General features: G+C 71.0%; 21 protein-coding genes. 5 read left to right on the top strand and 16 right to left on the bottom strand.

Going from position 1 to position 25360, the window contains the following annotated elements; genetic code table 11:
• The 11 genes from AB4Y76_RS04680 to AB4Y76_RS04630 form a co-directional block, all read right to left on the bottom strand.
• Positions 1-1290: a thymidine phosphorylase gene (locus AB4Y76_RS04680; RefSeq protein ID WP_441922626.1), complete on the bottom strand. Its 1290-nt coding sequence runs from the start codon at positions 1288-1290 to the stop codon at positions 1-3.
• A complete protein-coding gene (locus tag AB4Y76_RS04675) occupies positions 1287-2453 on the bottom strand; it encodes a cytochrome P450 (protein ID WP_441922624.1) in 1167 nt (388 codons plus the stop codon). The genes AB4Y76_RS04680 and AB4Y76_RS04675 overlap by 4 nt, the downstream gene beginning before the upstream one ends.
• Positions 2425-2826, bottom strand: a complete 402-nt coding sequence (locus AB4Y76_RS04670; protein ID WP_441922896.1) for a cytidine deaminase — start codon at positions 2824-2826, stop codon at positions 2425-2427. Before AB4Y76_RS04670 ends, AB4Y76_RS04675 begins: the two co-directional genes overlap by 29 nt.
• The gene (locus tag AB4Y76_RS04665) at positions 2826-4085 is read right to left on the bottom strand and encodes an ABC transporter permease (RefSeq protein ID WP_441922622.1); all 1260 of its coding nucleotides are present in this window, start codon (positions 4083-4085) and stop codon (positions 2826-2828) included. Before AB4Y76_RS04665 ends, AB4Y76_RS04670 begins: the two co-directional genes overlap by 1 nt.
• On the bottom strand, positions 4082-5170 hold the full coding sequence (locus AB4Y76_RS04660) for an ABC transporter permease (RefSeq protein WP_441922620.1): 1089 nt from the start codon (positions 5168-5170) through the stop codon (positions 4082-4084). Before AB4Y76_RS04660 ends, AB4Y76_RS04665 begins: the two co-directional genes overlap by 4 nt.
• Positions 5170-6672, bottom strand: coding sequence for an ABC transporter ATP-binding protein (locus tag AB4Y76_RS04655; RefSeq protein ID WP_441922618.1), 1503 nt, complete (start codon positions 6670-6672; stop codon positions 5170-5172). The genes AB4Y76_RS04660 and AB4Y76_RS04655 overlap by 1 nt, the downstream gene beginning before the upstream one ends.
• A 118-nt stretch (positions 6673-6790) precedes the next feature.
• Positions 6791-7858, bottom strand: coding sequence for a BMP family lipoprotein (locus AB4Y76_RS04650; RefSeq protein WP_441922616.1), 1068 nt, complete (start codon positions 7856-7858; stop codon positions 6791-6793).
• A 148-nt stretch (positions 7859-8006) separates the two neighbouring features.
• Complete coding sequence (locus AB4Y76_RS04645; protein ID WP_441922614.1) at positions 8007-9218, bottom strand: amidohydrolase; 1212 nt, start codon at positions 9216-9218, stop codon at positions 8007-8009.
• A 61-nt stretch (positions 9219-9279) separates the two neighbouring features.
• Positions 9280-10272, bottom strand: coding sequence for a methylmalonyl Co-A mutase-associated GTPase MeaB (gene meaB / locus AB4Y76_RS04640; protein WP_441922612.1), 993 nt, complete (start codon positions 10270-10272; stop codon positions 9280-9282).
• Between the two features lie 10 nt (positions 10273-10282).
• Positions 10283-12445, bottom strand: coding sequence for a methylmalonyl-CoA mutase (gene scpA / locus AB4Y76_RS04635; RefSeq protein ID WP_441922611.1), 2163 nt, complete (start codon positions 12443-12445; stop codon positions 10283-10285).
• The gene (locus tag AB4Y76_RS04630; protein WP_441922610.1) at positions 12442-14220 is read right to left on the bottom strand and encodes a methylmalonyl-CoA mutase family protein; all 1779 of its coding nucleotides are present in this window, start codon (positions 14218-14220) and stop codon (positions 12442-12444) included. Before AB4Y76_RS04630 ends, scpA begins: the two co-directional genes overlap by 4 nt.
• A gap of 158 nt (positions 14221-14378) precedes the next feature.
• Between AB4Y76_RS04630 and AB4Y76_RS04625 the strand changes: the two genes are divergently transcribed.
• Positions 14379-15395: a glycosyltransferase gene (locus AB4Y76_RS04625; RefSeq protein ID WP_441922608.1), complete on the top strand. Its 1017-nt coding sequence runs from the start codon at positions 14379-14381 to the stop codon at positions 15393-15395.
• A 12-nt stretch (positions 15396-15407) separates the two neighbouring features.
• Here the strand turns inward: AB4Y76_RS04625 and AB4Y76_RS04620 are convergent, their stop codons facing one another.
• The 3 genes from AB4Y76_RS04620 to AB4Y76_RS04610 are packed head-to-tail and all read right to left on the bottom strand — an operon-like array spanning position 15408 to position 18871.
• Positions 15408-16184, bottom strand: a complete 777-nt coding sequence (locus tag AB4Y76_RS04620; RefSeq protein ID WP_441922606.1) for a succinate dehydrogenase/fumarate reductase iron-sulfur subunit — start codon at positions 16182-16184, stop codon at positions 15408-15410.
• 9 nt (positions 16185-16193) lie between these two features.
• Positions 16194-18068 (bottom strand): fumarate reductase/succinate dehydrogenase flavoprotein subunit, encoded by a 1875-nt coding sequence (locus AB4Y76_RS04615; protein ID WP_441922604.1) that lies wholly within the window; start codon positions 18066-18068, stop codon positions 16194-16196.
• The gene (locus AB4Y76_RS04610) at positions 18068-18871 is read right to left on the bottom strand and encodes a hypothetical protein (protein ID WP_441922602.1); all 804 of its coding nucleotides are present in this window, start codon (positions 18869-18871) and stop codon (positions 18068-18070) included. The genes AB4Y76_RS04615 and AB4Y76_RS04610 overlap by 1 nt, the downstream gene beginning before the upstream one ends.
• A 187-nt stretch (positions 18872-19058) precedes the next feature.
• Here AB4Y76_RS04610 and AB4Y76_RS04605 point away from each other — a divergent pair, with 187 nt between their 5' ends.
• From AB4Y76_RS04605 to AB4Y76_RS04590, 4 genes are all read left to right on the top strand, one after another.
• Positions 19059-19772: a succinate dehydrogenase cytochrome b subunit gene (locus tag AB4Y76_RS04605; protein WP_441922600.1), complete on the top strand. Its 714-nt coding sequence runs from the start codon at positions 19059-19061 to the stop codon at positions 19770-19772.
• A gap of 21 nt (positions 19773-19793) precedes the next feature.
• Positions 19794-21827, top strand: a complete 2034-nt coding sequence (locus AB4Y76_RS04600) for a fumarate reductase/succinate dehydrogenase flavoprotein subunit (protein ID WP_441922894.1) — start codon at positions 19794-19796, stop codon at positions 21825-21827.
• Positions 21824-22567 carry a succinate dehydrogenase/fumarate reductase iron-sulfur subunit gene (locus tag AB4Y76_RS04595; protein WP_441922598.1) on the top strand — a complete coding sequence of 248 codons (744 nt, stop codon included), beginning with the start codon at positions 21824-21826 and terminating at the stop codon, positions 22565-22567. Before AB4Y76_RS04600 ends, AB4Y76_RS04595 begins: the two co-directional genes overlap by 4 nt.
• A gap of 77 nt (positions 22568-22644) precedes the next feature.
• On the top strand, positions 22645-23661 hold the full coding sequence (locus tag AB4Y76_RS04590; protein WP_441922596.1) for a CAP domain-containing protein: 1017 nt from the start codon (positions 22645-22647) through the stop codon (positions 23659-23661).
• A gap of 100 nt (positions 23662-23761) precedes the next feature.
• On the opposite strand, the gene AB4Y76_RS04585 is transcribed toward AB4Y76_RS04590, so the two are convergent.
• Together AB4Y76_RS04585 and trpS are read right to left on the bottom strand one after the other, a co-directional pair.
• A complete protein-coding gene (locus AB4Y76_RS04585) occupies positions 23762-24271 on the bottom strand; it encodes a 2'-5' RNA ligase family protein (protein ID WP_441922594.1) in 510 nt (169 codons plus the stop codon).
• 19 nt (positions 24272-24290) lie between these two features.
• Positions 24291-25325, bottom strand: coding sequence for a tryptophan--tRNA ligase (gene trpS / locus AB4Y76_RS04580; RefSeq protein ID WP_441922592.1), 1035 nt, complete (start codon positions 25323-25325; stop codon positions 24291-24293).
• Between the last annotated feature and the right edge of the window lie 35 nt (positions 25326-25360).

Here is a 25360-nt window from a genome sequence, read left to right as displayed (position 1 = left end):
TCAGTCGATCCGGCCGAGGATCAGCGGGGTCGGGGTGAACGGCGTCCCCGCAGGTGCGACGTCGTAGCCGCCGTCGAGGGCGGCGAGCGCGCGCTCGAAGCGCTCCGGCTCGTCGGTGTGCAGCGTCAGCAGCGGCGCTCCTGCCCTCACCGCGTCGCCGGGACGGGCGTGCCACTCGACGCCGGCGCCGGCCTGCACGGCGTCGCCGAGGGCGGCGCGGCCGGCCCCGAGCCGCCAGGCGGCCAACCCGACCGCCATCGCGTCCAGGCGGGTCAGGACGCCGTCCGCCGGCGTCGTGACCACGTGCGTCTCGCGGGCCGTCGGGAGCGGCGCGTCCGGGTCGCCGCCCTGGGCCGCGATCATCGCCTTCCAGGTGTCCATCGCCCCGCCGGAGGCGAGCACCTCGGCCGGGTCGACGTCCTCGCGCCCGGCCCCGGCGAGCATCTCCCGGGCCAGCGCCACGGTCAGCTCCACCACGTCGGCGGGGCCGCCTCCGGCGAGCACCTCGACCGACTCCCGGACCTCCAGCGCGTTGCCCGCGGTCAGCCCCAGCGGGGTGGACATGTCGGTGAGCAGCGCGACCGTCCGGGTGCCCGCGTCGGTGCCGAGCGCCACCATCGTCTCGGCCAGCTCACGGGCCTTGTCGAGCTCCTTCATGAACGCCCCGGTGCCGACCTTCACGTCGAGCACCAGCGATCCCGAGCCCTCGGCGATCTTCTTGCTCATGATCGAGCTGGCGATCAGCGGGATCGCCTCCACGGTGCCGGTGACGTCGCGCAGCGCGTACAGCTTCTTGTCCGCCGGGGCCAGCCCGGCGCCGGCCGCGCAGACCACCGCGCCGACCGACTCCAGCTGGGCGAAGAACTCCTCGTTGGAGACGTCCGCCCGCCAGCCGGGGATCGACTCCAGCTTGTCCAGGGTGCCGCCGGTGTGCCCGAGGCCGCGGCCGGAGAGCTGCGGGACCGCGACGCCGCAGGCCGCGACCAGCGGCGCCAGCGGAAGGGTGACCTTGTCCCCCACCCCGCCGGTCGAGTGCTTGTCCGAGGTCGGCCTGGACAGGCCGGACAGGTCCATCGTCTCGCCCGAGGCGATCATCGCGGCGGTCCACCGGGAGATCTCGTGCCGGCTCATCCCGTTGAGCAGCACGGCCATGGCGAGCGCCGACATCTGCTCGTCGCGGACCACCCCGCGGGTGTAGGCGTCGATCACCCAGTCGATCTGGCTGTCGCTGAGGGTGCCGCCGTCGCGCTTGGCGACGACGACCTCGACGGCGTCGTGGGGTTCGGTCATGCGGTCACCTCGACACTCTCGTAGCCGCGGAGCACGAAGGTGCCGCGGGACTGGGGCTCACCGGCCAGGGCCAGGTCCGGGTACGTCGCGAACAGGTGCTGGACCGACTCGGTGAGCTCCATCCGGGCCAGCGGGGCGCCGAGGCAGAAGTGCACCCCGACCCCGAAGGCGACGTGGTTGTTCGGGGTCCGGTCGACCCGGAACTCCCCCGGGGCGTCGAAGGCCGCCGGGTCGCGGTTCGCCGAGCCGAGCAGGACCGCGACCTTCTGACCCTGCTCGACGAGGACCGACCGGCCCGCGGGCCCGATCTCGACGTCCTCGGTCGCCGTCCGCTCGAAGAGCTGGAGCGCGGAGTCGAACCGGAGCATCTCCTCCACCGTCAGCGCGACGTCCTCGCCGGGCCTCGAGCCCCGGCGCAGCATCGCGACGAGGCCGTTGCCGAACACGTTGACCGAGGCCTCGTGGCCGGCGTTGAGCAGCAGCACCACCGCGGCGACGACCTCGTCCCCGGAGAGCTCGGTGCCGACCAGGTCGGTGATCAGGTCGTCGGCCGGCGTACGCCGGCGCAGGTCGGCCAGGTCCCGGACCAGCGCGGCGAAGTCGGTGGACGCCTGTACGGCGGCGTCGACCACCGCCGGTGACGGCGACGGCTCGTACATCCGCACGATCGCCTGCGACCAGGCCCGCAGCTCGTCGGCGTGCGCGGCCGGTACGCCGAGCAGCTCGGCGATCACCAGCACGGGCAGCGGCTCGGCGTAGGCGCTGATCACGTCGAAGCCCGCCGGGTCGGTCCCGGCGAGCAGGTCGGCGGCGAGCTCACGGACCCGCGGGCGCAGCCGTTCGATGTGCCCGCGCCCGAACGCCTGCGCGACCGGGCGGCGCAGCCGGGTGTGCTCCGGCGGCTCGTTCTCCATCATCTGGTTGCGGTGCAGCAGGTTGAACGGCTCGAGGTACGGCGCCGGTTCACGGTCGGTCCACAGCCGCCCCAGCCGCCGGTCGCGCTGCGCCGCGCTGACGCTGGCGTGGTCGAAGACCAGCGTGACGCCGAGGCCCTCGTGCCACGCGACCGGGTGCTCCGCGCGCTCGGCGTCGAAGAACGGGTACGGGTCGGCGACCACCTCGGCCGCGTCCAGGTCAAGCGAGGTCGTCGGGACCGAACGCATCCGGCAGCACCTCATCCATCCGTCGGACACCACGGGTAGTGAGCACGAGCAGGTCCGGGCCGCCGTTCTCGTGCAGCAGCTGGCGGCAGCGGCCGCACGGCATCAGGACCTCCCCCGCAGCGTTCACGCAGGCGAAGTGCGTCAGCCGGCCACCCCCGGTCAGGTGCAGCTGGGAGACCAGCCCGCACTCGGCGCACAGCCCGACGCCGTACGCCGCGTTCTCGACGTTGCAGCCGACCACGACCCGGCCGTCGTCGACCCGGGCCGCCGCGCCGACCGGGAACTTCGAGTACGGCGCGTAGGCGCGCTCCATCGCGGCCCGGGCGTCGGCCAAGAGGCCCTCCCAGTCGAACGTCTCGTGCGGTTCCACCATCACCCGGCAGAGCCCTTGCGGTAGACCTGCCCGTCGGCCTTCGGCGGACGCAACCGCTGCGAGAAGAACGCGAGCACCAGCAGCGTGACGACGTACGGCGTCATGCTGGTGAAGTCTCGCGGAACCTCGTCGGTGAGCGCGAACCAGAGACCGAACCCGACGCCGAGCACGGCGGTCACGATCGCGGCGCGCACCTTGCCCTTGTAGAACTGCCAGCCCGCGAAGGCGATCAACGCGATCGCGACCAGGAGCAGCAGGGCGTGGATCGTCGACGGGTCGCGCAGCCGAAGGCTGTCGGTGTAGCCGAAGGTGAGGGCGCCGAGCAGCACGCCGCCCGGGTTCCAGTTGCCGAAGATCATCGCGGCCAGACCGATGTACCCGCGTCCGTTGGCCTGGTTGGTGTGGAAGCCCGGCGAGGAGACCAGCGCCAGGTACCCGCCGCCGAGGCCGGCCAGTCCGCCGGAGACCAGGACCGCGATGTACTTCTGCCGCAGCACGTTGACGCCGAGGCTCTCCGCGGCCTGCGGGTTCTCACCGCAGGAGCGCAGCTGCAGGCCGAACCGGGTCCGCCACAGGATCAGCCCCGTCGCCACCACCAGCAGGAACACGATGATCGTGACCACGTTGATCCGGGTGGTGAACGCGGCGACCAGCGCGGCGACGTCGGAGACCACGAACCAGTGCTTGGCGGCCAGCTCCGCGGACGCGTCGGACAGCCACGGGATGTGGCTGATCGTCGGTGGTTTCGCGATGCCGGTCAGCTGTTGCGCGCCGCCGTGCCCGTACTGGGAGTCGAGGTCGGAGAAGAACGCCTCCGCCAGGAAGGTGGTCAGGCCGAGCGCGATGAAGTTCAGCGCCACACCCGAGACGATGTGGTCGACGCCGAAGGTCACGGTCGCGAACGCGTGGATCAGGCCGCCGAGGACGCCGAAGCCGATCGCGCCGAGCAGGCCGATCCACGGGTTGTAGTAGTAGGTGAAGTACGCGCCGCCCCAGGTGCCGAGCAGCATCTGGCCCTCGAGGCCGATGTTGACCACGCCGGCCCGTTCGCTCCACAGACCGCCGAGGGCGGCGAGCAGGATCGGGCAGGTGGCGATCATCGCCGCGCGCAGGCTGCCCGGCGAGGTGATCTCGTGGGCTCCGGTGATCACCCGGACCGCCGCGACCGTGCAGAGCACGATCACCGCGACGATCAGGTAGACCCGGGCCCGGGAGTACCCGGCCGCCGCGCGTGCCCGCTCGGTCATCGTCACGCTCATGCCGCCACCTCCGCGCCGAGTGCCGCCTTGAGCTCACGCTGCTCGCGGGCCGCCGTCCAGCGCCGGACCACCTCGTAGGCGATCACGACCGCGAGGACCACGACGCCCTGGGTGATCTGGACGATCGAGGGCGAGATGTCCGCGACCAGTCCGAGCGGGTTCGCCTGCTCCGAGAGCCAGGCGAAGAGCACGGCTCCGAAGAAGATCCCCAGCGGCCGGTTCCGGCCGAGCAGCGCCACCGCGATGCCGGTGAAGCCGAGCTGGTGCTGGAACGGCGGCCCGTAGTAGTCGGCGCCGCCGAAGAGCGCCGGCATCCAGACCAGGCCGGCGATCGCGCCGGAGATCAGCATCGAGATGACGACCATCCGCTTGACCTTGACGCCCGAGGCGACCGCGGCGTCCTCGCTGGTGCCGGTCGCGCGCAGGTCGAAGCCGAAGCGGGTCCGGTTGATCATCACCGAGACGACCACGCCGGCGATCACGGCCAGGATGGTGAGCGTCCAGATCGACCCGTCGGCCGCGGTCCACGGGGTCCACCCGGAGAGCTGGCTCGACTCGGGGATCGGCGTGGTCCGCCGGCCCTGGCCGTACTGGTCGCCGTAGTTGTTGAGCAGGTAGCCGACGAGCGTGCCCGCGATCGCGTTGAGCATGATCGTGGAGATGACCTCGCTGACGCCGCGGGTCACCTTGAGCAGACCCGCGATGCCCGCCCAGAGCGCACCGACCACCATCGCCACGACCAGCGCGACGAGGACGTTGAGCTTGCCCGGGAACCAGGCGTAGCCGGCGACGAGCGCGGCCGTGTAGCCCGCGAGGGTGTACTGGCCCTCGATGCCGATGTTGAACAGGTTCATCCGGAAGCCGATCGCGGCTGCCAGCGCGGCCAGGAAGATCATCGAGGTCTGGTTGATGATGTTCACCATGTTGCGGTGACTCGGCCAGGTGAAGATGACGTTCCAGAAGTCGCTCACCGACGACCCCGCGATGCTGACGACGATGCTCGTCACGATCACCGAGGCGACGACGGCGATCAGCGGGGCGAGCAGGGCCTGGGTCACGGTGCGCACCACCTTCGGCGTCGCCATCACGCCTCCCCTCCCTTGCCGCCGGTCATCGCCGCGCCGAGCTCCTGCGGCGTCACCGTCTGCGGGTCGAACCGGCCGACGATCTCACCGCGCAGGATGACCTCGATGGTGTCGGAGAGGCCGATCAGCTCGTCGAGGTCCGCGGAGATCAGGAGCACCGCGAGGCCCTCCCGCCGGGCCCGCTTGATGTGCTCCCAGATCGCCGCCTGGGCGCCGACGTCGACACCGCGGGTCGGGTGCGAGGCGATCAGCAGCACCGGGTCGCCGCTCATCTCGCGGCCGACGATCAGCTTCTGCTGGTTGCCGCCGGAGAGGGCGCGCGCGTTCGTGTTGATCGACGGGGTGCGGACGTCGTACTCCGCGACGATCCGCTCGGTGTCTGCCTTGGCCGGTCCGGCGGTGATGAAGACGCCGTTGCTGGCCGGGGGTCGGGTCTGGTGGCCCAGGATGCGGTTCTCCCAGAGCGGGGCGTCCAGCAGCAGGCCGTGCCGGTGCCGGTCGGCGGGGATGAACGCGATGCCGGCCTCGCGACGCTCCCGGGTGTCCCAGTGCGCGACGTCCTTGTCGTCCAGGGTGATCCGGCCGTCGCCCTTGCGCATCCCCATGATCGTCTCGACCAGCTCCTCCTGGCCGTTCCCCTCGACCCCGGCGATGCCGAGCACCTCGCCCCGGTGGATCTTCAGGCTGATGTCGTGGAGCAGGGCACGGCCGTTCTCGTCGACCAGCCCCACGCTCTCCAGGGAGAGCAGCACGTGGTCGGTGACCGTGGACTCCTCGGTCTCCGGCGACGGCAGCTCGGAGCCGACCATCAGCTCGGCGAGCTGCTTCTTGGTGGCCGTCTTCGGGTCGGCCTCGCCGACCGTCTCGCCGCGCCGCATGACCGTGATGTCGTCGGCGATGGCGAGCACCTCGTCGAGCTTGTGCGAGATGAACAGGATGGTGTGCCCGGAGGAGCGCAGCTCGCGCAGGTTCTCGAAGAGCGCGTCCACCTCCTGCGGCACCAGGACGGCCGTCGGCTCGTCCAGGATGATGATCTTGGCGCCGCGGTAGAGCACCTTGAGGATCTCCACCCGCTGGCGCTGGCCGACGCCGAGGCCCTCGACCAGCGCGTCGGGGTCGAGGCCGAAGCCGTAGGCGTCGGAGATGCGGAGGACCTCCGCGCGGGCGGCGTCGCCGATGCCGTGCAGCTTCTCGGCGCCGAGGACGACGTTCTCCAGGACGGTCAGGTTGTCGGCCAGCATGAAGTGCTGGAACACCATCCCGATGCCGGCCTTGATCGCGTCCGTCGGGGAGGAGAACTGGACTTCCTTGCCGTCCACGCTGATCGTGCCGGCGTCCGGCTTCTGCACGCCGTACAGGATCTTCATCAGCGTCGACTTCCCGGCGCCGTTCTCTCCGATGAGGGCGTGCACGGTGCTGGGACGGATCGTGATGTTGACGTCGTGGTTGGCGACGACGCCGGGGAACTGCTTGAGGATGTCACGTACGACGACCGCGGTCACTACCCCCTCCTTCTCGCTCGGGCCGGAACGAATCCGGGCCCGGACTCAGACGCTACCGTCTGGTCCGGGCCCGGTGCCTCATGTCGAGGCGTCGTTTTTCCAGGGACCTACCCCGTTGTCAGGGCTTGGTCGGAACCTTCGTCTCGCCGGACTTGATCTTGTCCGCGGCGGCGTCGATCTGGCTCTTGATGTCGTCGACGAAACCGCCGGACGTCGAGTAGCCCACGCCGTCGTGCGCGAGGTCGTAGGTCTGGTAGCTCGTCAGCGGCGAGCCGTCCGCGATCGACTTGATCATGTTGAAGGTGGCCACGTCGACCCGCTTCAGCATCGAGGTGAGGATGTGCGGCTGCTGGCTGGCCGGCGCGGTCTTGAACTGGTCGGAGTCGACACCGATCGCCCACTTGCCGTCGCCCGCGTCCGCCGCGGCCTCGAAGACACCGGAGCCCGAGGCGCCCGCGGCGTGGTAGACGACGTCGGCGCCGCCGTCGTAGAGGGCCGTCGCGGCCTCCTTGCCACCGGCAGGGTCACCGAAGCCGGAGAGGTCGCTCTCCTCGATGTACTTGACGTCGACCTTGATCGACGGGTCCACCGACTTGGCACCGGCCACGTAACCGGCCTCGAACTTCTTGATGAGGTCGTTGTGGACACCACCGACGAAGCCGATGTTCTTGGCCTTCGACTTCAGCGCCGCCGCGACACCGACGAGGTAGGAGCCCTCGTTCTCGGCGAAGCCGAGGTAGGCGACGTTGGCGTTCGGCTTGTCGTCCGGGTCGAAGCCGTCGATCACGCCGAAGTTGATCTTCGGGTAGTTCGGCGCCACCGCGTTCACGGCGTCGCTGTAGGCGAAGCCGACACCGATGATCGGGTTCAGGCCCTGGTCGGCCATGTCCTTGAGGCGGGTCTCGCGCGCGGACTCGGCCTCGCCGTCGGTCGCCTCGCCCTCGACACAGGTGGCGTCGAGGTCCTCGACCGCCTTCTTCAGACCGGCGTACGCCGAGTCGTTGAAGGACTGGTCACCGCGACCACCCACGTCGTAGGCCAGGCCGACCTTCGGTCCGCTGCCGTCGGCCGTCTTGCAGACGTCCTCGCTGGCGTTGGACGAGTCCGAGCCCTTCTTGTCATCGTTCTTGCCGCAGCCGGTGAGCGCCAGGGACGCCACCACCGCGACGACAGCGATCTTGCTCAAGCGACGCAAGATGCCCTCCTCGGATGTAGGGGGAGCACCGTGAGGCATCACGGCGCGATTCGCCGTCACCCTAGTCGTGGACCGAGCCGGACGAACAGCGCAAACAAGCCCCTGCCCGAGTTTGTTATCGGGTAGTGACCAACCGCCGCTAGCGGCCCGCTGCGAGGGACTCCAGGGCGGCGCAGACCAGGACCTTCGCCCCTACCGCGACCGCCCGTTCGTCCACCCTCAGGTCACCCTGGTGCAGGTCGTAGGTGGGTCCGCCGGGGGTTCGGGTGCCGAGCCGGGCCATCGCTCCCGGGACCTGCTCCAGGTACCAGGCGAAGTCCTCGCCGCCGAGGCTCTGGGTGGTCGGCAGCCGGCCGCCCGCACCGACGACGGTCTCGATCGCGCGCCCGAGGAGGGCCGTGGACGACAGCTCGTTGACGACCGGCGGTACGCCGCGCACGTAGATCACCTCCGCGGCCACGCCGTACGGCTCGACGATCTGCTCGATCGTCCTCCGGACGAGCTCCTCGGCCTCGGCCCAGGCGACCGCGTCGAGCATCCGGACCGTCCCGGCGGCGCGGCCGACGGCGGGGATCACGTTCATCGCCGACCCGGCCCGGACCAGGCCCCAGACGACGCTGACGCCGGCGCGCGGGTCGAGGCGGCGGGACAGCACCGCGGGCAGCTCGGTGACCAGCTTGCCGAGCGCGAAGGTCAGGTCCTCGGTGAGGTGCGGGCGCGAAGTGTGCCCGCCCTTGCCGGTGAGGCGGACGTCGAGGGCGTCCGCGGCGCCGGTGAGCGGGCCGGCCCGCAGGCCGAGGCTGCCGACGTCCACGCCCGGGTCGCAGTGCAGCCCGAAGATCCGGTCGACGCCGTGCAGCGCACCGGCCCCGACCGCCATCAGCGCGCCGCCGGGCATGATCTCCTCGGCCGGCTGGAAGACCAGCCGGACCCGGCCGGGCAGCTCGTCGGCGAGGCGGCGCAGCACCACGCCGGCGCCGACCAGCGCGGCCGTGTGCACGTCGTGGCCGCAGGCGTGCGCGACGCCCTCGACCGTGGAGCGCCACGGGTCGTCGGTGAGGTCGGGGACCGGGAGCGCGTCCAGGTCGGCACGGAGCGCCACCACCGGGCCCTCCCGGTGACCGATGTCGACGAGCAGGCCGCTGGTGCCCAGCGACCGGGTGTCGAGACCGGCCTCGGCGAGGCACTTGGCCACCACGCCGGTGGTCCGCTCCTCGTTCCAGGACAGCTCCGGGTGGGCGTGCAGGTCACGACGCAGCTCGACCAGCTCGGCCTCCAGGTCGTCGACGTGGGCGAGCGCGCGGGCGGTCAGCCCGCCGGGCTCCACCGGGGAGGACGAGGTCGTCGGCACAGTCGCCCACGTTACCGGCCCGGCCGGGTCCGGGGTGCCCGGTCCGCGTCGTGCTCCTCGCTCAGTCGTCGTACGCAGCCAGCAACCGGTCGGCGGCGACCGGGGCGGCGAGGTCGCCGGCCAGGACGGCCTCCCGGACCTGGTCGCGGATCGCGGCGACCCCCGGCGAGCGGCGGAGCCGGTCGGCGAGCTCGTCGCGGACCAGCGCCCAGGTGAACTCGAGCTGCTGCTCGGCCCGCTTCGTGGCCAGGCCCTCGCGGCCGAGGTGTTCACGGTGCTCGTTGATCCGGCGCCAGACGTGGTCGACGTCGCGGCCCTCGAGGCCCGAGCAGGTGAGCACCGGAGGGACCCAGGCATCGGCGCCGGAGTAGACCATCCGGAGCGCCCCGGCGAGCTCGCGGGCGGCCGACTTCGCCTCCGTCTCCCGGTCGCCGTCGGCCTTGTTCACCGCGATCACGTCCGCGATCTCGAGGATGCCCTTCTTGATGCCCTGGAGCTGGTCGCCGGTGCGGGCGAGGGTGAGGAACAGGAAGGTGTCGACCATGCCGGCCACGGTCACCTCGGACTGGCCGACGCCGACGGTCTCGACCAGCACGACGTCGTAGCCGGCGGCCTCGAGGACCAGCATTGCCTGGGTGGTGGCCCGGGCCACTCCCCCGAGCGTGCCGGCCGAGGGCGACGGCCGGATGTAGGCGTTCGGGTCGACCGAGAGCCGGGCCATCCGGGTCTTGTCGCCGAGGACCGAGCCGCCGGTGCGGACGCTGGACGGGTCGACGGCGAGCACGCCGACCTTGAGGCCGAGACCGGTCAGGTGGGTGCCGAGGGCTTCGATGAAGGTCGACTTGCCGACGCCGGGGACACCGGAGATGCCGACCCGGACGGTCGGGCTGTCGGTCGACGGGGCGAGCGCGGTCAGCAGCGCGCGCGCCGCCTCCCGGTGGTCGGCCCGCGAGCTCTCCACCAGGGTGATCGCCCGGCTGACGTCGACCCGGCGACCGGCACGGATGCCGGCGGCCAGGGCGTCGACGTCGACCGGGGGCTTCGACACGCTCAACCCCCGGCGCTCAGTGACCGAGCCGCTCGCGCAGCTTCTCGAGCAGCTCGAGCGCCGAGTCGGCGATGACCGAGCCGGGCAGGTACACCGCGGCCGCGCCCATCTCCAGCAGCGTCGGGACGTCGTCGGGCGGGATCACGCCACCGACGACGACCATGATGTCCTCGCGCCCGAGGTCGGCCAGCGCCTGCTTCAGCGCAGGGACCAGGGTGAGGTGGCCGGCCGCCAGCGAGTTCACGCCGACGACGTGCACGTCCGCGTCGACCGCCTGCTGGGCGACCTCCTCGGGCGTGCTGAACAGCGGCCCCACGTCGACGTCGAAGCCGAGGTCGGCGAAGGCCGTGACGATCACCTTCTGGCCGCGGTCGTGGCCGTCCTGGCCCATCTTGGCGACCAGGATGCGCGGCCGGCGGCCCTCGTCCTCGGCGAAGGCGTCGGTCGCCGCCAGAACGCTGCGGACTTTCTCGTTGTCACCGCCGGACTCACGCTTGTACACGCCCGAGATCGTACGGATCACGGCCTGGTGCCGGCCGTAGACCTTCTCCAGCGCGTCGGAGATCTCGCCGACGGTCGCCTTGGCACGGGCCGCGTCCACGGCGAGCGCGAGCAGGTTGCCGTCCAGCGAGCCCTTCGAGGCGCCGCGCTCGGCCGAGGCCGTCAGCGCGGCCAGGGCGGCCGCGACGTCGTCGGCGTTGCGCTCGGCGCGGAGCCGCTCGAGCTTCGCGACCTGCTGCTTGTAGACCTCGTTGTTGTCGACCTTGAGGACCTCCAGCGGGTCCTCGTCGGCGAGCCGGTAGGTGTTCACTCCGATCAGCTTCTGCGCGCCGGAGTCCAGCCGCGCCTGGGTGCGGGCGGCCGCCTCCTCGATGCGGAGCTTCGGGATGCCCTGCTCGATCGCCTTCGCCATGCCGCCGGCGGCCTCGGCCTCCTGGATGTGCGCCCAGGCCCGGTTGGCGAGGTCGTGGGTCAGCTTCTCGACGTAGTACGAGCCCGCCCACGGGTCGATCGTGCCGGTGGTGCCGGACTCCTGCTGCAGCAGCAGCTGGGTGTTGCGCGCGATCCGGGCCGAGAAGTCGGTCGGCAGCGCGATCGCCTCGTCCAGGGCGTTGGTGTGCAGCGACTGGGTGTGCCCCTGGGTCGCGGCCATCGCCTCGATCGCGGTCCGCTGGACGTTGTTGAAGACGTCCTGCGCGGTCAGCGACCAGCCGGAGGTCTGGCTGTGCGTGCGCAGCGAGAGCGACTTGGCGTTCTTCGGGTCGAACTGCGCGACCAGCCGGGCCCAGAGCGCGCGGGCGGCGCGCATCTTGGCGATCTCCATGTAGAAGTTCATGCCGATCGCCCAGAAGAACGACAGCCGTGGCGCGAAGGCGTCGATGTCGATGCCGGCGTCCAGGCCGGCCCGGATGTACTCGACACCGTCGGCCAGCGTGTAGGCGAGCTCGAGGTCGTTCGTCGCCCCGGCCTCCTGGATGTGGTACCCGGAGATCGAGATCGAGTTGAACCGCGGCATCTTCTGCGAGGTGTAGGCGAAGATGTCGGAGATGATCCGCATGCTCGGGGACGGCGGGTAGATGTAGGTGTTGCGGACCATGAACTCCTTGAGGATGTCGTTCTGGATCGTCCCCGCGAGCTGCTCCGGCTTCACCCCCTGCTCCTCCGCCGCGACGATGTAGAGGGCGAGCACCGGGAGCACCGCGCCGTTCATCGTCATCGAGACCGACATCTGGTCCAGCGGGATGCCCTCGAAGAGCACCCGGGTGTCGTAGATCGAGTCGATCGCGACACCGGCCATGCCGACGTCGCCGCGGACCCGCGGGTGGTCGGAGTCGTAGCCGCGGTGCGTCGCCAGGTCGAAGGCGACCGAGAGGCCCTTCTGGCCGGCGGCCAGGTTGCGGCGGTAGAACGCGTTGGACTCCTCGGCGGTGGAGAAGCCGGCGTACTGCCGGATCGTCCACGGCTGCGAGGTGTACATCGTCGGGTACGGGCCGCGCAGGAACGGGGCCAGACCCGGGTAGGTGTCCAGCGCGTCCAGTCCGTCGAGGTGCTCGGGGCCGTAGACCGGGAGGACCGGAATGCCCTCGGGGCTCTCCCAGGCCTCGGCGGCCGGTGCCGGGGCGGGCGCGCCCGTGCCGCCCTCCAGGGGAAGGCCGGCGAACGAAGCGGGGATCGTCATGCGAGCTTCTCCCTCGTGCGGTTCAGGAAGTCGAGGGCGTCCAGACCCATCGCGCAGGTGTCGTCGGTGACCACGCCGTCGACCGGCTTGCCGGCCAGGACGACCCACTGCGCGCCGGCCTCGCGGAGCGCGGTGGCCAGGTCGGCCCCCCACTCGGCGTAGGCCTTGTCGGAACCGGTCAGGCAGACGACCGGCTGGCCGCCGTCGGGACCGGTGTACGCCGCCACCACCGCGGCGACGTCGTCGAGCCGGCCCGGGTTGACCACGTCGATGCCGCCGGCCGCGAACAGGTTGCTCGCGAAGGTGGCCCGGGCGGTGTGCGCCGCGACGGTGCCCATCGTCGCCAGGAAGATCTTCCCGGCCGCGGGCTCGTCGCGCAGCGCCTCGAAGGCGTGACCGTAGGGGCGGACCGTGCGCGCACCGGGCGCGTAGGCCTTCCGCTCCGGCAGCTGCTCGTGCAGGTTCGGGAACTCCGACAGGCCGGTCAGCGGGCGCTTGCGGCGGGCGATCTGCGCCTCCCGCTCGACGACCACGGCGTCGATGCGGCCGAGCAGCGAGCCGTCGGCGACCGCGGCCGCGGCACCGCCGGCGGCCTCGATGGCGCCGAGCTCGGCCCAGGCGGCCTTCGCGACGTCGTCGGTCAGCTTCTCGACGGCGTAGGCGCCACCCGCCGGGTCGGCGACCTTGGCCAGGTGGGACTCGTGGATCAGCAGCGCCGAGGTGTTGCGGGCGATCCGGCGGCTGAAGGCGTCCGGCAGGCCCAGGTGGGCGTCGAACGGCAGCACCGTGACGCTGTCCGCGCCACCGACACCGGCGGAGAAGGACGCCACGCAGGTCCGCAGCATGTTCACCCACGGGTCGTACTTGCTCATCATCGGACGCGAGGTGACGACGTGCTGGCGCTGGCGCCGGCCGCCGGCGTCGACACCGCTGAGCTCCAGGAGGCGGTCCCAGAGCCGGCGGGCCGCGCGGAGCTTGGCGATCGTGGGGAACTGCTCGTCGGTGGCGGCGTACCGGAACTCGATCAGGCCGGCCGCGGTGGCGACGTCGTACCCGGCCGCGACGAGCGCGCGCAGGTAGGCGGCGCCGACGGCGAGGCTCCAGCCGAGCTCCTGGACGTCGGAGGCGCCGAGGTCGTGCACCGCGGTGCCGTCGACCACCAGCGCACCGCAGCCGAGCTCGGTCGCGGTCGCGGCCAGGGCGGCGACGACGGCGTCCACGTCGCTGTCACGTCCGGCGACCAGCGCCCCGAGCGGGTCACCGCCGAGGCTGGCGCCGTCGGCGAGGACCGTGCCGCGGGCCAGGCCGGCGAAGGCCTCGGCGGCGGCGAGCGGGTCGGAGGCCTCCAGCACGACCGGGGCGACGTCGAGGAGGACGCCGGCCAGCACGGTCGCCAGGTCCGCGGGGTCGAGGCCGCCCGCACCGAGCTGCAGCCAGAGCGAGTTGACCCCGTTGTCCAGGTCGGTCTTCACGTCCGCGGCGGAGGCGGCGGCGTCCGGGTCGGCGAAGTGCGCCCGCACGTCCCAGTCGCCGGCCCGGTCCGGCCGGCCGGAGGTGGCCAGGCCGTCGAGCAGGTCGGGCGTGCCGAGCGGGGTGATCCCGATCCCGTCGAGGGTGGTCCGGGTCAGCTTCGCCCAGACGTCCGCGTCGGGAGCGTCGGTCGCGAGGCGGCCCGCCTTGCGCAGGACGGCCGCCGCGCCCGCCTCCCAGTCGGCGCGCCCGAAGGCGGCCCCGGAGGCCAGGTCGACGGAGTCCGTCGTAGCCGGTGAGGTCATAACTCGCAGGATAAGGGCGGTCCGCGAGGGTGCGACGACGGACCGTCCAGGTGTGAGATGTCCCATCCCGCGGGGGCCGCGGGTTCACCCGCCACTTACACCTCGTTAACGGGCCCGAGATGTTCACGCGTCACTCTCGTCCCATGAAGCAGCGCCCGATGAGAATCATGCTGGTCACCGACACGTTCGCCCCCGCGTCGGACGCGGTCGCCGAGTCGGCCCGCCACATCGCCGACGCGCTGATCTGCGCCGGGCACGAGGTGCTCGTCTTCACCACCAGCCCGGGCAGCGACAGCTACCGCGGCGCCCGGGTGCAGCGGGCCCGCGCGCTCTTCTCCGTCGCCTCGCTGCGCCGCACCACCACCGAGTTCGGCCCCGACGTCGTCCAGTTCCTCGCCCCGCGCGCGCTCGGCGGCGCCGCCATGCGGGCCCTCGAGCACCTCGGCGTCCCGCTCGTCGTGCTCGACCCCACTCCCCTGCACCCGCGGGTCGGCACCGTGCTGGCGAGCAGCCACGCCAGCGCCCGGGTCCTCGGCACCGCCGGGGTGCGCGCGCACGTCTGGCCGCCGGGGGTCCGCACCGACGAGCACCACCCGGGCCTGCGCTCGGCGGAGCTGCACGACAGGTGGGCGAAGGTCGGCAGGGCCGAGAGCCCACTCTTCGTCGTCGGGTACGCCGGACCGGTCGGCCCCGCGACCACCCGGGTGACCCGCCGGCTCGCGCAGATCGCCGCGCTGGACGGCGTCCGGCTGGTCGTCCTCGGCAGCGGTCCGGGGTCCGCCCACCTCAAGGAGGCCGGCGCGAAGGTCGTCGGCGACTGCCACGGGCTGGAGCTGGCCCGGGCGCTGGCGTCGGTGGACGTGCTGGTCCAGCCGCGCAAGCACGAGATCAGCCTGACCGCGGTGCGCAAGGCGCTCGCCAGCGGCGTCCCGGTCGTCGCGTTCCACACCGGTGCCGCCACCGAGGTGGTCCGCGACGGCGTCAACGGCGTCCTGGTCGGCACGGCCGCCGGTCCCGGCGGTTTGACCGAGGCGGTCCGCTCCCTGGCCGCCGATCCGGCCCGCCGGGACCGGCTCGCGGCCCGCGCCCGCGAGTCGGTCAGCGCGCGCACCTGGGCCGACGCGGTCGACGAGCTGGTCGCCTTCTACGAGCCGGCCCGCTCCGCCGCCGGCTGAGGTCGAATCCGCTCAGAGCTCCTCGCGGCCCTCGTTGTCCTTGTTCCGCAGCCCGATCTTGCTGCCGAGCCAGACCAGCGGGTCGAACTTCCGGTCGGCGACGCGCTCCTTCATCGGGATGATGGCGTTGTCGGTGATCTTGATGCCCTCGGGGCAGACCTCCGTGCAGCACTTGGTGATGTTGCACATCCCCAGTCCGGCGGCGTCCTGGGCGAGCTTGCGGCGGTCGTGGGTGTCGAGCGGGTGCATGTCGAGCTCGGCGTACCGGAGGAAGAAGCGCGGGCCCGCGAAGGCCGGCTTGTTCTCCTCGTGGTCGCGGACGACGTGGCAGGTGTTCTGGCACAGGAAGCACTCGATGCACTTGCGGAACTCCTGGCCGCGCTCGACGTCGACCTGCGCCATCCGGCGCTTGTTGTCGGCGTCGCGCGGTGGCGGCGCGAAGCTCGGCAGCTCCTTGGCCTTCTCGTAGTTGTACGAGACGTCGGTGACGAGGTCGCGGATCACCGGGAAGGACCGCATCGGCGTGACCGTCACGGTCTCCTCCGGGTCGAAGTCCGAGAGCCGGCACATGCACATCAGCCGCGGCCGTCCGTTGACCTCGGCGCTGCACGAGCCGCACTTGCCGGCCTTGCAGTTCCACCGCACGGCCAGGTCGCCGGCCTGGGTGCCCTGGACCCGGTGGATCGCGTCGAGCACGACCTCGCCCTCGGACACCTCGACCGGGTAGTCCTTGATCTCGCCGCCGTCGGAGTCCCCGCGCCAGATCCGCAGCTTCAGCCGGTAGCCCATCTCAGCTCCTCACCCGAAGTACTTCTTGAGCTCGTCCGGCATCACCGGGAGCGGTTTCTCGTGCAGGTCGACGCCGGTGCCCGCGGCGTCGAGGTTGACGACCAGGTTCTTCGTGCCCCACTCCGGGTCGGGGCCCGGGAAGTCGTCGCGGGTGTGGCCGCCGCGGGACTCCTGGCGGGCGAGCGCCGCCTTGGCGATGCACTCGCTGACGATCAGCATGTTGCGCAGGTCGATGGCGAGGTGCCAGCCGGGGTTGTACTGCCGGTGCCCCTCGACGGCCATCTTCTTGGCGCGCTCCTTGAAACCCTCGATCTCGGTGAGCGACGCCTCGAGCTCGGGGGCCGTGCGGATGATCCCGACCAGATCGTTCATCGACTGCTGCAGGTCGCTCTGGATCGTGTACGGGTTCTCGCCGCCCTCCACCTCGAACGGCGCCAGGGCGCTGCGCTCGGCGGCCTTCACGTCCTCCTCCGCGACCCGCGGCCGGTCGCCGCCCAGCGAGGCGGCGTACGTGGTGGCGTACTCGCCGGCCCGCTTGCCGAAGACCAGCAGGTCGCCCAGCGAGTTGCCGCCGAGCCGGTTCGAGCCGTGCATCCCGCCGGAGCACTCCCCCACGGCGTACAGGCCGGTGACCGCGCTCTCCTGGGAGTCGGCGTCGACCTCGACGCCGCCCATCACGTAGTGGCAGGTCGGGCCGATCTCCATGGGCTCGGCGGTGATGTCGACGTCGGCCAGCTCCTTGAACTGGTGGTACATCGACGGGAGCCGCTTCCGGATGAACTCCGGCGTGCGCCGCGAGGCGATGTCCAGGAAGATGCCGCCGTGCGGTGACCCCCGGCCGGCCTTGATCTCGGAGTTGATCGCGCGGGCGACCTCGTCGCGCGGCAGCAGCTCGGGCGGGCGGCGGTTGTTCTTCTTGTCCTCGTACCAGGCGTCCGCCTCCTCGACCGTGTCCGCGGTCTCGGCCCGGAAGAACTCCGGGATGTAGTCGAACATGAACCGCTTGCCCTCGGAGTTCTTCAGGATGCCGCCGTCGCCGCGGACCGACTCGGTGACCAGCAGGCCCTTGACCGAGGGCGGCCAGACCATCCCGGTCGGGTGGAACTGGATGAACTCCATGTTGATCAGCGAGGCGCCGGCGCGCATCGCGAGCGCGTGCCCGTCGCCGGTGTACTCCCACGAGTTCGAGGTGACCTTGAACGACTTCCCGATGCCGCCGGTCGCCAGGATCACCGCGGGCGCCTCGAAGACGACGAAGCGGCCGGACTCGCGCCAGTAGCCGAACGCGCCGGAGATCGCCCCCGAGGACGGGTCCTTGAACAGGTCGGTGACGGTCAGCTCCATGAACACGTCGATACCGAGGGCGACCGCGCGCTGCTGGAGCGTGCGGATCATCTCCAGGCCGGTCCGGTCGCCGACGTGGGCGAGCCGGGCGTACTTGTGGCCCCCGAAGTCGCGCTGGCTGATCAGGCCGTCGTCGGTGCGGTCGAAGAGCGCACCCCAGTCCTCGAGCTCCATCACCCGCTCCGGCGCCTCCTGGGCGTGCAGCTGCGCCATCCGCCAGTTGTTCAGCATCTTGCCGCCGCGCATGGTGTCCCGGAAGTGCACCTCCCAGTTGTCCTCCGGCCAGCGGTTGCCCATCGCGGCGGCGATGCCGCCCTCCGCCATCACGGTGTGCGCCTTGCCGAGCAGCGACTTGCAGACGATCGCGGTCCGGGCCCCGGCCTCGTGGGCGGCGATCGCGGCCCGCAGCCCCGCCCCGCCGGCACCGATGACGACCACGTCGTAGGAGTGCCGCTCCATCCCGCCGACCGCGTCCCCGGACAGGGCGTTGCCGGTCATCGGGTGGCGCTCCTCGGCTCCCGGGTTCGTCGCGGCCGTCATCAGAAGAACCTCGTCTCGGTGATCGTGCCGTTGGCCAGGAGCATCACGTAGAGGTCGGCGAACGCGACCGAGAACAGCGAGTACCAGGCGAACTTGGCGTGGTGGACGTTGATGCGCGACACCCAGGTCCAGAGCCGGTAGCGGACCGGGTGCTCCGAGAAGTGCCGCAGCCGCCCGCCGACGGCGTGCCGGCAGGAGTGGCAGGAGAGGGTGTAGAGCCAGATGAAGGTCACGTTGACCACGAAGATCAGCGACCCGAGGCCGACGCGGCCGCCGTTGACGTCCTGGAAGGTCAGCAGCGTGTCCCAGGTGAGGATCAGGCCGACAGCGATCGCGGCGTACCAGAAGTAGCGGTGGATGTTGTTGAGGATCAGCGGCAGCCGGGTCTCGCCGGTGTACTTCGTGTGCGGCTCGGCGACGGCGCAGGCGGGCGGCGAGAGCCAGAACGACCGGTAGTAGGCCTTCCGGTAGTAGTAGCAGGTGAGCCGGAAGCCCAGCGGGAAGATCAGGATGATCAGCGCCGCGGAGAGCGGGAACCAGTCGAGGGGCTGCCCGAAGTCCGAGGAGCCCTTGACGCAGTCACCGAGGCAGGGCGAGTAGAACGGCGAGAGGTACGGCTCGGCGTAGTAGTCGGCGTTCGCGAACGCCCGCCAGGTGGCGTAGACGATGAACGCCGAGAAGACCACGAACGTCGTCAGCGGCGTGAGCCACCACCGGTCCTCCCGGAGTGTCCTGACGCCGATCGCGGCCCGTCCGGGGCCGTTGACTCCCCCACTGCTCGCGGGTGCCTTAGTCGACGCCATTCCCACCTCCGAGGTGATCGGCCCGTGTGGCCGCGGTCACGTCGGAGACGACTATGGCCGGAAAGGTGCCGACAGGGAAGAGGGCGCGACGAGCGGACGTCCGCAAAGGTTCCCCGGAATCCGAGGCGTGGGATTGATCACCTGATACCCGTGAGTAGCGCACAACGGCGAGCGGTACGGTGCCACCGTGGCAATCCAGAATTCTGGGCCGACCCTGGTCAAGGGCGCCCGAGCGACGCAGAGCACGGTTTTCCTCAAGATCCTGATGGCCGCCAGCGGCATCGTCTTCGTCGGGTTCGTGCTGATGCACATGTACGGGAACCTCAAGGCCTTCGCCGGCCACGACGCGTTCAACGAGTACGCGCACCACCTGCGGACCATCGGCGTGCCGATCCTCCCGGAGAACGGCGCGCTGTGGATCATCCGCGTGGTCCTGCTGCTGTCGCTGGTCGTGCACGTCTACTGCGCCGCCACCCTGTGGCGCCGGGCGCGGAACGCCCGCACGGTCAAGTACGTCGTCAAGAAGCACACCGGCGCGATCTTCGCGAGCCGGCTGATGCGCTGGGGCGGCGTGACGATCCTGCTGTTCCTGATCTGGCACCTGCTCAACTTCACCGTCGGCAAGGTGAACCCCAGCGGCGGCGCGACCAACGACCCGTACAACCTCCTCGTCGACTCCTTCGACGTCTGGTGGATCACGCTGATCTACCTCGTCGCGATGGCGATGCTCGGCGCGCACCTGCACCACGGCGTGTGGAGCGCCACCCAGACGCTCGGCCTGACCGGCAGCGAGCGCACCCGGAAGCTGGCCAAGCGGACCGCGTTCGTGATCGCGGTGGTCGTCGCGGGCGGATTCTCGCTCGTCCCGATCTCCGTCCTGCTCGGCATCATCGAGAAGTAAAGGCACCCGCACATGACCGACATGCCGGACACCACGCTGACGTCCGACCCCTCGCACGACGCCCCCGGACACCCGGAGAGCGACGACGCCGCCGGCTACTACACGCCCGGCTCCCCGCTGGTCGACACCAAGGCACCGGGCGGCCCGATCGCGGACCGCTGGCAGACCCGCAAGTTCGAGGCCCGCCTGGTCAACCCGGCCAACCGGCGCAAGCTGAACGTGATCATCGTCGGCACCGGCCTCGCCGGCGCCTCGGCCGCCGCCACGATGGGCGAGGCCGGCTACAACGTGAAGTCCTTCTGCTACCAGGACTCCCCGCGGCGGGCGCACTCGATCGCCGCGCAGGGCGGCATCAACGCCGCCAAGAACTACAAGGAGGACGGCGACTCCGCGCACCGTCTCTTCTACGACACCGTCAAGGGCGGCGACTACCGCTCGCGCGAGTCGAACGTCTACCGCCTCGCCGAGGTGTCGGTGAACATCATCGACCAGTGCGTCGCGCAGGGCGTCCCGTTCGCCCGCGAGTACGGCGGCCTGCTCGACAACCGCTCCTTCGGTGGCGTCCAGGTCTCCCGGACCTTCTACGCGCGCGGCCAGACCGGCCAGCAGCTGCTGATCGGCGCCTACCAGGCGCTGGAGCGCCAGGTCGCCGCCGGCACCGTGACCACCTACACCCGGCACGAGATGCTCGAGCTGATCGTGGTCGACGAGAAGGCCCGCGGCATCATCGTCCGGGACATGGTCACCGGCGAGATCCAGACCCACCTGGCCGACGTCGTGGTGCTCGCCTCGGGCGGCTACGGCAACGTCTTCTTCCTGTCGACCAACGCGATGGGCTGCAACGTCACCGCCGCGTGGCGTGCGCACCGCAAGGGCGCCTACATGGCCAACCCCTGCTACACGCAGATCCACCCGACCTGCATCCCGGTCACCGGTTCGCACCAGTCCAAGCTGACCCTGATGTCGGAGTCGCTGCGCAACGACGGCCGGATCTGGGTGCCGAAGAACAAGGCCGACTGCGACAAGGACCCGCGCACGATCGCCGAGGAGGACCGCGACTACTTCCTGGAGCGGATCTACCCGTCCTTCGGCAACCTGGTCCCCCGCGACATCGCCTCGCGCGCCGCGAAGTACATGTGCGACGAGGGCCGCGGCGTCGGTCCCGAGGTCGACGGTGTCCGCCGCGGTGTCTACCTGGACTTCGCCGACGCCATCAAGCGTCTGGGCAAGGAGGGCGTCGAGGAGAAGTACGACAACCTCCTCGACATGTACGAGCGGATCACGGGCGAGAACCCGTACGAGGTGCCGATGCGCATCTACCCCGCCGTGCACTACGTCATGGGCGGCCTCTGGGTCGACTACGACCTGCAGTCGACCATCACCGGCCTGTTCGTCACCGGTGAGGCGAACTTCTCCGACCACGGCGCCAACCGGCTCGGCGCCTCGGCGCTGATGCAGGGTCTGGCGGACGGCTACTTCGTGCTGCCGCACACCATCCGGGACTACCTCGCCGACGGCCCGTTCGAGCCGGTCTCCGAGGACCACCCGGCCGTGGTCGAGGCCCGCAAGGCGGTCACCGACCGGATCGAGCACTTCCTCACCGTCAACGGCACCCGCAGCGTCGACTCGTACCACCGCGAGCTCGGCAACATCATGTGGGAGTACTGCGGCATGGAGCGGACCGAGGACGGCCTGAAGAAGGCGATCGACCTGATCCGCACCCTGAAGGACGACTTCTACCGGAACGTGAAGGTGCTCGGCACCGCCGACAGCCTCAACCAGAGCCTGGAGCGGGCCGGCCGGGTGGCCGACTTCTTCGAGCTCGGCGAGCTGATGTGCATCGACGCGCTGAACCGCCGCGAGTCCTGCGGCGGCCACTTCCGCGCGGAGTCCCAGACCGAGGAGGGCGAGGCGCTGCGTCACGACGACCAGTTCGCGTACGTCGCCGCCTGGGAGTTCACCGGCGACGAGGCGGGCAACATGACCACGCCGGTCCTGCACAAGGAAGACCTGGTCTACACGGCCATCGAGATGAAGCAGCGGAGCTACAAGTGAAAATCACCCTGAACATCTGGCGTCAGACCGATGCGTCCGACAAGGGCGGGATGCACACCTACCAGCTCGACGACGTCTCCCCGGACATGTCCTTCCTGGAGATGCTCGACGTCCTCAACGAGGACCTCAACGCCAAGGACGAGGAGCCGATCGCGTTCGACTCCGACTGTCGCGAGGGCATCTGCGGCATGTGCAGCCTGATGATCAACGGCGAGCCGCACGGCCCCGAGGTCACCACCACCTGCCAGCTGCACATGCGGTCCTTCAAGGACGGCGACACGATCACCATCGAGCCGTGGCGTGCGGACGCCTTCCCGGTGCTCAAGGACCTCTGCGTCGACCGCTCCGCGTTCGACCGGATCATCCAGGCCGGCGGGTACATCTCGGTGAACACCGGCTCCGCGCCGGAGGCGCACTCGGTGCCGGTCCCCCGCGACGACGCGATGCGCGCGTTCAACGTGGCCACCTGCATCGGCTGCGGCGCCTGCGTCGCGGCCTGCCCGAACGGCTCCGCGTCGCTGTTCATGGGCGCCAAGATCACCCACCTCGGCGAGCTCCCGCAGGGCCAGCCGGAGCGCGACTCGCGCGTGGTGAACATGGTCGCCCAGCACGACCACGAGGGCTTCGGCGGCTGCACGAACATCGGCGAGTGCACCGCCGCGTGCCCCAAGGAGATCCCGCTCGACGTCATCTCGCAGCTCAACCGCGACCTGCGCACGGCGATGAAGCACGGTCACTGAGCCCGTCGATACCGGGTCAGACCTCTCAATAAACACATAGTGGTCAAAACGGACATTTAGGGCGTACGGTTCTCCCCATGTGGGAGAACAGGACGTTCCCGGCCGCGAACAGGAAGTTCACCGGCCTGACCGCCGTCGCGGCTGTCGTCGCGACGGCTCTGCTGTGCGCGGTCGTCCCGTCGGCGCCGGCGAGTGCGCGCGAGGCCGGCCCTGCTGCCGGCACCCGGGTGACGCAGCGCTGGCAGGGGGCCGTGAACACCCGCAGCATGGCGGCGGTGAACGCGGCGTACTGGGCCGGGTACGCGCCGAAGTACTCCCTCCCGATCGACTGGCTGGGCGGCAGCATCCTCGGCTGCCTCCCCGGCCTGTCCAGCGCCGGCAGCAACGCCGCCACGCTGAGCGCGCTCAACTACGTGCGCTCGCTGGCCGGCCTGGCACCGGTCGTCTTCTCCCCCGGCCTCAACGCCGGCGCCCAGCGGGCCGCGCTGATGATGGACGCCAACGACCGCCTCGACCACAACCCGGGCCGCGGCTGGCGCTGCTGGTCCTCGGTCGGCGCCACCGCCGCCAGCCGGTCGAACCTGGCCCTGGCCTGGCCCGAGCTGCGTTCCGGCCAGATCATCGGGATGTACATGGACGACCGCGGCGGGTCCAACACCGCCGTCGGCCACCGCCGCTGGATCCTCAACCCGTTCTCCACCGTCATGGGCAGCGGCAGCACCAGCACCGCGAACGCCCTCACCGTGATCGGGCCGACCAGCCGCAACCGGCCGAACCCGCGCTACGTCTCGTGGCCGACCGCGGGCTACTTCCCCACCACCCTCGAACCCGCCGGCCGCTGGTCGCTCAGCGCCGGGCTGGGCAACGTCGACTTCCGGCGCGCCCGGGTCGCGGTCTACCGCAACGGCGCCCGGGTCCCGGCCACGAAGTACGGCGTCCACAACGGGTACGCCCAGCCGACCCTGGTCTTCCAGCTCGGCGCCGGCGTCCCGAAGTCCGGCAACTTCCGGGTCGTGGTCTCCAACATCAAGCGTCCCGGCGCCCGGCCGAGCCGGTACGTGTACGGCGTGAACCTGTTCACGCCCTATCACTAGACGGCGCCGCCACCGAGCCGCGCAGCGGCCCCTGAGCCAGCTGGGGGGCGGGTTCCTCCCTCGTACCCGCCCCTCAGCTGAAAACCCCCGGAAGAGGCTCTCAGCCGAGCGGGAAGGACCGTCGCGGCTGCCAGCCGTGGTCCTCGTCGTGCACGTAGAGCCAGAACTCGCTGACCTGGAAGTGGGTCCGGTAGCCGGAGAGCTCCTCGAAGGCCTCGTCCAGCTTCTCCTCCGACAGGTGGTGGGCCACCGTCACGTGCGGGTGGTACGGGAACTCCACCTCGGCGGCCAGCGGCCCGCTGCAGACCGAGCCGGCCAGCAGCTCGCACCCGGAGATGCCCTCCACGACGCCGATGAACACCACCGGCGAGACCGGGCGGAACGTGCCCGTCCCGCGCAGGCTCACCCGGAAGGGCACGTGCCCGCGGGCGGCCGCCTCGAGGTGCGCGACGACCGCGTCCAGGTCGTCGTCGGCCACCTCGGTCGGGGGCACCAGGGTGATGTGCGTCGGGATGTGCCGCGCGCTCTCGTCGCCGAGCGCGACCCGGTACTCCTGGAGGCTGGTGCCTTCCGGGTCCGGGACGGCGATCGAGACGCCGATGGTGAGCACGAGGCCTGTCCTTCCGCGCCTACGCCGGCAGGAAGCCGACGCGGTCGTAGACGTCGGCCAGCGTGCGCGAGGCGACCTCGCGGGCCCGCTCGGCGCCCCGGCGCAGGATCGCGTCCAGCTCGGCGTGGTCGGAGAGCAGCTCGTTGGCCCGGTCCCGGAACGGGGTCACGAACTCGACGACCACCTCGGCGAGGTCGCCCTTGAGGTCGCCGTACTGCTTGCCGTCGTACGCCGCCACCAGGTCGTCGATCGTCCGGCCGGTGAGCGCCGAGTAGATGGTCAGCAGGTTCGAGACGCCCGGCTTCTTCTCCTCGTCGAAGGCGACCACGGTGTCGGAGTCGGTGACCGCCGAGCGGATCTTCTTCGCCGAGGCCTTGGGGTCGTCGAGCAGGTCGATGATGCCGGTGGGCGCCGAGGCCGACTTCGACATCTTCTTGGTCGGCTGCTGGAGGTCGAGGATCTTCGCCGTCTCCTTGAGGATGTACGGCTCCGGCAGCCGGAACGTCTTCTTGTAGCGGTGGTTGAACCGCTGCGCGAGGTCGCGGGTCAGCTCGAGGTGCTGACGCTGGTCCTCCCCGACCGGCACGTACTGCGGCCGGTAGAGCAGGATGTCCGCGGCCTGCAGGATCGGGTAGGTGAACAGCCCGACCGACGCGGCGCCCTCGCCACCCTTGGCCGACTTGTCCTTGAACTGCGTCATCCGGCGGGCCTCGCCGACGCTGGCCAGGCTGTTGAGCACCCAGGCCAGCTGCGCGTGCTCGGGCACGTGCGACTGCGCGAAGATCGCCGCGCGCTCCGGGTCGATGCCCATCGCGACCAGCTGGGCCGCGGCGACCCGGGTCCGGTCGGCGAGCTTCTTCGGGTCGTGCTCGACGGTGATCGCGTGCAGGTCGGCGATGAAGAAGAACGGCTCGAAGTCGTCCTGCAGCGCCACCCACTGCCGCAACGCCCCCAGGTAGTTGCCGAAGTGGAACGAGTCCGCGGTCGGCTGGATGCCCGACAGGACGCGCGGGCGTGCGGGGGCGGACGCGGGGGCGGAGGACATGCGGGCCATTCTTCCAGCCCGCAAACTGCTGGCAGCCGCGGGGG

Origin of the sequence: Marmoricola sp. RAF53 (assembly GCF_052114005.1) — a bacterium.
In the GTDB taxonomy this organism is placed as follows: domain Bacteria; phylum Actinomycetota; class Actinomycetes; order Propionibacteriales; family Nocardioidaceae; genus Marmoricola.
The sequence above is the reverse complement of the archived record's forward strand: the minus strand, read 5'-3'. Positions and strand labels throughout refer to the sequence as shown.